Below are 5,518 nucleotides of genomic sequence, written 5' to 3' on the forward strand. Positions count from 1 at the left end.
ATCCGAGCCGCGGCACATAGAGCAGCACGGCGATCGCAACGCAGAGACCCTGGATGATGAAGGCGATGGTGCGCACCCGGTCGACGGCGATGCCGGAATAACGTGCCACGTCGCGGCTCGAACCGACAGCCACCACATGGCGACCGTAACGCGTGCGATAGAGGATGAAGGCGGCGATCGCCGTCACGATCAGGATGATCAGGATCGGCAGCGGCATGCCGAGGAACGAACCAAAATAGACGGGGCGATACAGTTCCTGCTGTTCGGGGGAACGCAGGGTGATCGCCCCGCCCTGGGAGAGCCAGGTGGTAAGGCCGCGATAGATGCCCATCGTGCCGAGCGTCGCGATAAACGGTTCGATCTTGCCGACCGTGGTGATCAGGCCATTGGCCAGGCCGCAGAGCGAGCCGATGATGACGGTCAGAACGACTGCCGCCGCCAGCATCAGCGCCGGATCGGCAATCACGCCGGAGTTCATGAACAGGATCATCAGGCTGGCGACGAACGCGACCATCGAACCGACCGAGAGATCAAGGTCGCCCGAGGAGATCACGAAGGTTGCGCCAACCGCGATGATCGCGATGAAAGCCGAGCGGGTCGCGACATTGGCCAGGTTGTTGAGGCCGATGAAATTCGGATTGACCATGGCGCCAACGATCAAAAGCAGCAGCAAGGCCGCAAAGGGCGCAACGGCACGCAGATCGACATCGCGCCAGGTGCGCCGGCCGCGGATTTCAGGTGTGCTCTCAGTCTCGGCAGTCGTGTTCACGGGTCGTCTCCTCCCGGGCGAGCGCTTTTTAAGCGGCCCTGCCCCATGTCTCTTGTCTGTGGCGCGATGCGTGATCCGGCAGAGTCGGACCCGTCAGCTGGCCAGTTGTCTCTTTAGTCCGGCGGCGTAGCGCATGATCACCTGTTCGCTGATCTCCTCGCCTTCCAGTATGCCGACCATCCGCCCCTCGCGCATCACCGCCACCCGGGTGCAAAGCCCGATCACTTCCGGCATTTCCGAGGAAATCACGATGATCGAGCGCCCTTCGCGGGCGAGTGCTGCAATGAAATGATAGATCTGCTGCTTGGTCCCGACATCGATGCCGCGCGTGGGCTCGTCGATGATGATGATCTGCGGCTCGATCTCCATGATCTTCGCCAGCAGCAGCTTCTGCTGGTTGCCACCCGACATGCGCCCGACCCGCACCCGGTCATCACGCACGCGGATATCGAAGCGGCGCTTGGCCCGCGCCATCGCCTTCGCCTCGCTCGACGGGTCGAGATAGCCGTGACGGATATGCTGATCGATCGCCTGCAGCGTCAGGTTCGCCGTCATGCCTTCGCCGAGCAGCAGGCCCTTGCCCTTGCGGTCCTTGGTCATGTAGGCCAGCCCGCGTCGGTTGGCCTCGCGGAAATCCTCCGGCAACAGGTCCGCGCCCTTGAGCTGGACGACACCTGAGAGACGCGGCCGCAAACCGGCAACCGCCTCCATCAGCTCCGTGCGGCCGGAACCGATCAGACCGGAAAAGCCGAGCACTTCGCCCTTTTTCAGCTCGAAGCTGACATGCTTCACATAACCGGTGCTCAGATCCTTGACCGAAAGCACCACCTCTTCATCGACATTCGGCTCATGCTTGGTCGGATAGAGGCTGGAAAGCTCGCGCCCGACCATCAGCTGAGCGATGGATTCGCCATCAAGCACGGCGGTCGGCGCCGTCTTCACCCACTGGCCGTCCCGCAAGACCGTGACCCGGTCGGTCAGTTCCATCACCTCGTCCAGCTTGTGGCTGACAAAGACGAAGCTCGTGCCCTGGGCGCGCAGCTTGCGCACCTGGGCAAACAGCACATCGGTCTCTTCGCGCGACAAAACGGCGGTCGGCTCGTCCATGAACACGATGCGCGCCTTGCGGCTGATTGCCTTGGCGATCTCGACCATCTGCTTGTCGGCCACCGCCAGCGAGCTGATCAGCGCATCCGGATCGATCGGCGAGCCGAGCTGCTCGAGCGCCCGCACCGTCTCGGCGCGCATGAACTTGCGGTCGAGCACGCCAAAACGCGTGACTTCACGCCCGAGAAACAGGCTTTCGGTGACCGTCAGATGCTCTGCAAGATTGAATTCCTGGTGGATCAGCACGATGCCCAGCGCTTCCGCCGCACCATTGGGCGGCAAGATCACCGGCTGGCCGTCCAGCAGGATGCGCCCGGCGGTTGCCTGCTCAAAACCCGACAGGATCTTCACCAGCGTCGACTTTCCAGCGCCGTTCTCACCCATCAGCGCATGCACTTCACCGGGCAGCACGTCGAAATCGACGCTGAACAGCACCTGCACATCACCAAACGATTTAGAGATACGCTCTGCCACGAGCACGGCTTTGCGCGCGTCGTTCCCGGTCCCAGTCATGCAATCCTCCCGGCGGCTCCTCAACCGCTATACGGACCTATGTAAAGGTTTACATGATCTATGTAAAGGTTTACATCATCCATTCACAGGGATGTTTTACCGCCCTCTCGGCTTTCGCAGCCGCAGCACAGCAGATAAGGTCTCCAACGATTCCATATGGATAGGGGGATGGGGCAGCGTGCCGAATTCAGCGCCGGCCACGATTGACGATGTTGCACGCATTGCCGAGGTGTCGATCGCCACGGTGAGCCGTGCCATCCATACCCCCGACAAGGTGGCGAAGACCACCCGCCAACGCGTCAATCAGGCGATTGCGATCACCGGCTACACCACCAATGCCATGGCCCGCTCGCTGCGCATGGGCCGCTCCAACATGATCCTGATCCTGGCGCCGGACATTGGCGACCCGAATTTCTCCACCACGCTGATCGGGCTTGAAAACGAGGCACGCGCCCATGGTTTCGGCGTGCTGATCGGCCATACACAGAACGACCCCGAGCGCGGGCTGGAATATCTGAAATTCCTGAGCTCCGGCCAGGCTGCCGGCCTCGTGCTGTTCACCGGCCACGAACCCTTTGGCCACCAAGTGCTCGGCCAGCGCCTACCGCCGTCCGTTGCCGTCTTCGAACCGGTCTTCGGCTCGAAGACCTCCTATGTCGGCGTCGATGACACGGCCGGCGCCCGCAAGGCGGCCGAACATCTTCTCTCGGCCGGCCACCGCCGCATCGCCTTCATCGGCGATGCGAAAACCCGGCTCGGCCATCAGCGACGCCGCCAGGGCTACGACCTCGCCCTCGACGCCGCCCGCATTCCGCCGGACCACCGGCTGGTCCTGGAAGGCGACGGCACGATCGAAAGCGGCCGCCTCGCCGTCGAACAACTGTTCATGCGCGACACGCTGCCGACTGCCTTCATGTGCGTCAACGACGCGACAGCCGTCGGCGTCATCAACGGCCTGACCGCTCGCGGCTACGACCTGCCGCGCGACTTTTCGATCATCGGCTTCGACGACGTGCCGCAGGCAACCTATGTCAACCCGGCCTTGACCACGATCCGCCAGCCGCGCAGCGCCATCGGCCGCCAGGCCATGGCACTGCTGCTGGAAACACTCGCCGAGCGCCCGACCGAGCGGCGCGAGATCCTGATCATGCCGGACCTGATCGTCAGGGGCTCGGTGACGGGACCGGGCAAAAGATAGGACGATACCTGCAGTCCGACGAAGCATGCGGAGAATTGTCGTCGCGTGCCAAAATTCTCAACCCAGCACGGCTTTCTAGTGGCCATCCGACGTCATAAGACTGCCATTCTCGGCGCACGGATCCTGCGGCTCGCCTATCTCGATCGCGTGTCCATCCGGATCATAGAAACGGAAGACCCGCTGTCCCCATGCCTGCCGCTCAATCGGATGTATCAACTCGACATGCGGCGAAATTGCCTGAAAAATCCAGTCGAGATCGTCGTGTTCGAAATAGAGCAGCAGGTTCCTTCGCCCGTAGGCCGCGCCCCCTTCGGAGACCTGCCGCCAGATTGTCTGCTCGAGGGACTGCCCCTCATGGATTGCAAAACCCGTTTCAAACATAACGAAGTTGCCGAAATCCTCGATGATCCGGAGGCCGAGCCTCTCCTGGTAAAATGCCTTGGAGCGACCAATGTCTTCAACGAATGGAATAGGATTGACGAAACGCATCGTTTTCCCCGCTGAAGTCGGTGCGGAGCTGCATCACTGGGACTTAGCATCGGGCGTAAAAAGCATCGCTCGAGATTAGCCGATTCTGCGATGACGACAAGGCATTCCAGGCAAACATGCAAAGGCCGGAGCACTCCCGTGCCCCGGCCCCGCCATTCGGATACACCGACATCTCAGACGTAGCGATTGACCACATTCTCCAGCAGTTCCTGCTGACCCGACTTCGGCTGCGGATTGATGCCCTTGGCCTCGACGCGGGCGGCGATCGCCTCGAGGCTTTCCTCGCCGCGCAGCATCGTCTGGTTTTCGGCCTTGTCCCAACCGGCATAGCGCGAGGCCAGCGGACCCGACAGCGCCTTGTCCTCGATCATCTTCGCCGCGGCCTTCAGGCCACGGGCGCAGCAATCCATGCCGCCGATATGGCCGATCAGCAGGTCGGCCGGATCGATCGACTGGCGGCGCAGCTTGGCGTCGAAATTGGTGCCACCGGTGGTAAAGCCGCCGCCGGCGAGAACCTGGTAATAGGCCAGCGCCATTTCCGGCACATTGTTGGGGAACTGGTCGGTATCCCAGCCGGACTGGTAGTCGTTGCGGTTCATGTCGATCGAGCCGAAGATGCCGAGCGCATTGGCCAGCGCCAGTTCGTGCTCGAACGTATGGCCGGCCAGGATCGCATGGCCCTGTTCGATATTGACCTTCACTTCCTTCTCCAGACCGTAGGTCTTGAGGAAGCCGTAGACGGTCGCGACGTCGTAGTCATACTGGTGCTTGGTCGGCTCCTGCGGCTTCGGCTCGATCAGCAGCGCGCCCTTGAAGCCGATCTTGTGCTTGTATTCGACCACCAGGTTGAGGAAGCGGCCCATCTGGTCCAGTTCCCGCTTCAGGTCGGTGTTTAGCAGGGTCTCATAACCCTCGCGACCACCCCAGAGCACGTAGTTCTCGCCGCCCAGACGCATGGTCGCATCCATGCAGGTCTTGACCGTCGCGGCACTGAAGGCAAACACATCCGGATCCGGATTGGTCGAGGCGCCCGACATGTAGCGGCGATGCGAAAACAGGTTCGCCGTGCCCCAGAGCAGCTTGACGCCGGTCTCGGCCTGCTTCTGCGCGAAGTAGTCGACGATCTCGTTCAGGTTCTTTGTGTTCTCGGCAAAGCTGTCGCCTTCCGGACGCGCATCGGCATCGTGGAAGCAATAGTAAGGCGTGCCGAGCAGGCTGAACATTTCAAAGGCGACATCCGCCTTCAGCTTCGCCTTGTCCATGCCGCTGCCATACCAGGGGCGGTCGAACGTGCGACCACCAAAGGGGTCTCCACCTTCCCAGGCGAATGTGTGCCAATAGGCAATCGCAAAGCGCAGATGGTCTTCCATGCGCTTGCCGGCGACCACTTCATCGGGGTTGTAGTGGCGATAGGCCAGCGGATTGGTGCTGTCGGTGCCTTC

5 protein-coding genes are annotated in these 5,518 nt (G+C 61.9%); 1 reads left to right on the top strand and 4 read right to left on the bottom strand.

What is annotated here, in order from left to right; translation table 11 throughout:
* Together PDO_RS09440 and PDO_RS09445 are read right to left on the bottom strand one after the other, a co-directional pair.
* A partial coding sequence (locus PDO_RS09440; protein ID WP_007600860.1) for an ABC transporter permease occupies positions 1 to 769 on the bottom strand: 769 nt, incomplete at its 3' end.
* Between the two features lie 93 nt (positions 770 to 862).
* Positions 863 to 2,389, bottom strand: a complete 1,527-nt coding sequence (locus PDO_RS09445; protein WP_007600862.1) for a sugar ABC transporter ATP-binding protein — start codon at positions 2,387 to 2,389, stop codon at positions 863 to 865.
* Positions 2,390 to 2,567: 178 nt separating this feature from the next.
* On the opposite strand from PDO_RS09445, the gene PDO_RS09450 reads away from it, so the two are divergent.
* Positions 2,568 to 3,587: a LacI family DNA-binding transcriptional regulator gene (locus tag PDO_RS09450; protein WP_037073193.1), complete on the top strand. Its 1,020-nt coding sequence runs from the start codon at positions 2,568 to 2,570 to the stop codon at positions 3,585 to 3,587.
* Between the two features lie 75 nt (positions 3,588 to 3,662).
* Here PDO_RS09450 and PDO_RS09455 read toward each other — a convergent pair whose 3' ends face one another.
* Complete coding sequence (locus PDO_RS09455) at positions 3,663 to 4,076, bottom strand: VOC family protein (RefSeq protein ID WP_007600867.1); 414 nt, start codon at positions 4,074 to 4,076, stop codon at positions 3,663 to 3,665.
* A 173-nt stretch (positions 4,077 to 4,249) separates the two neighbouring features.
* On the bottom strand, positions 4,250 to 5,518 hold a 1,269-nt coding region (gene xylA / locus PDO_RS09460; RefSeq protein ID WP_007600869.1), incomplete at its 5' end, for a xylose isomerase.

The organism is Rhizobium sp. PDO1-076 (assembly GCF_000247475.1).
Classification (GTDB): domain Bacteria; phylum Pseudomonadota; class Alphaproteobacteria; order Rhizobiales; family Rhizobiaceae; genus Allorhizobium.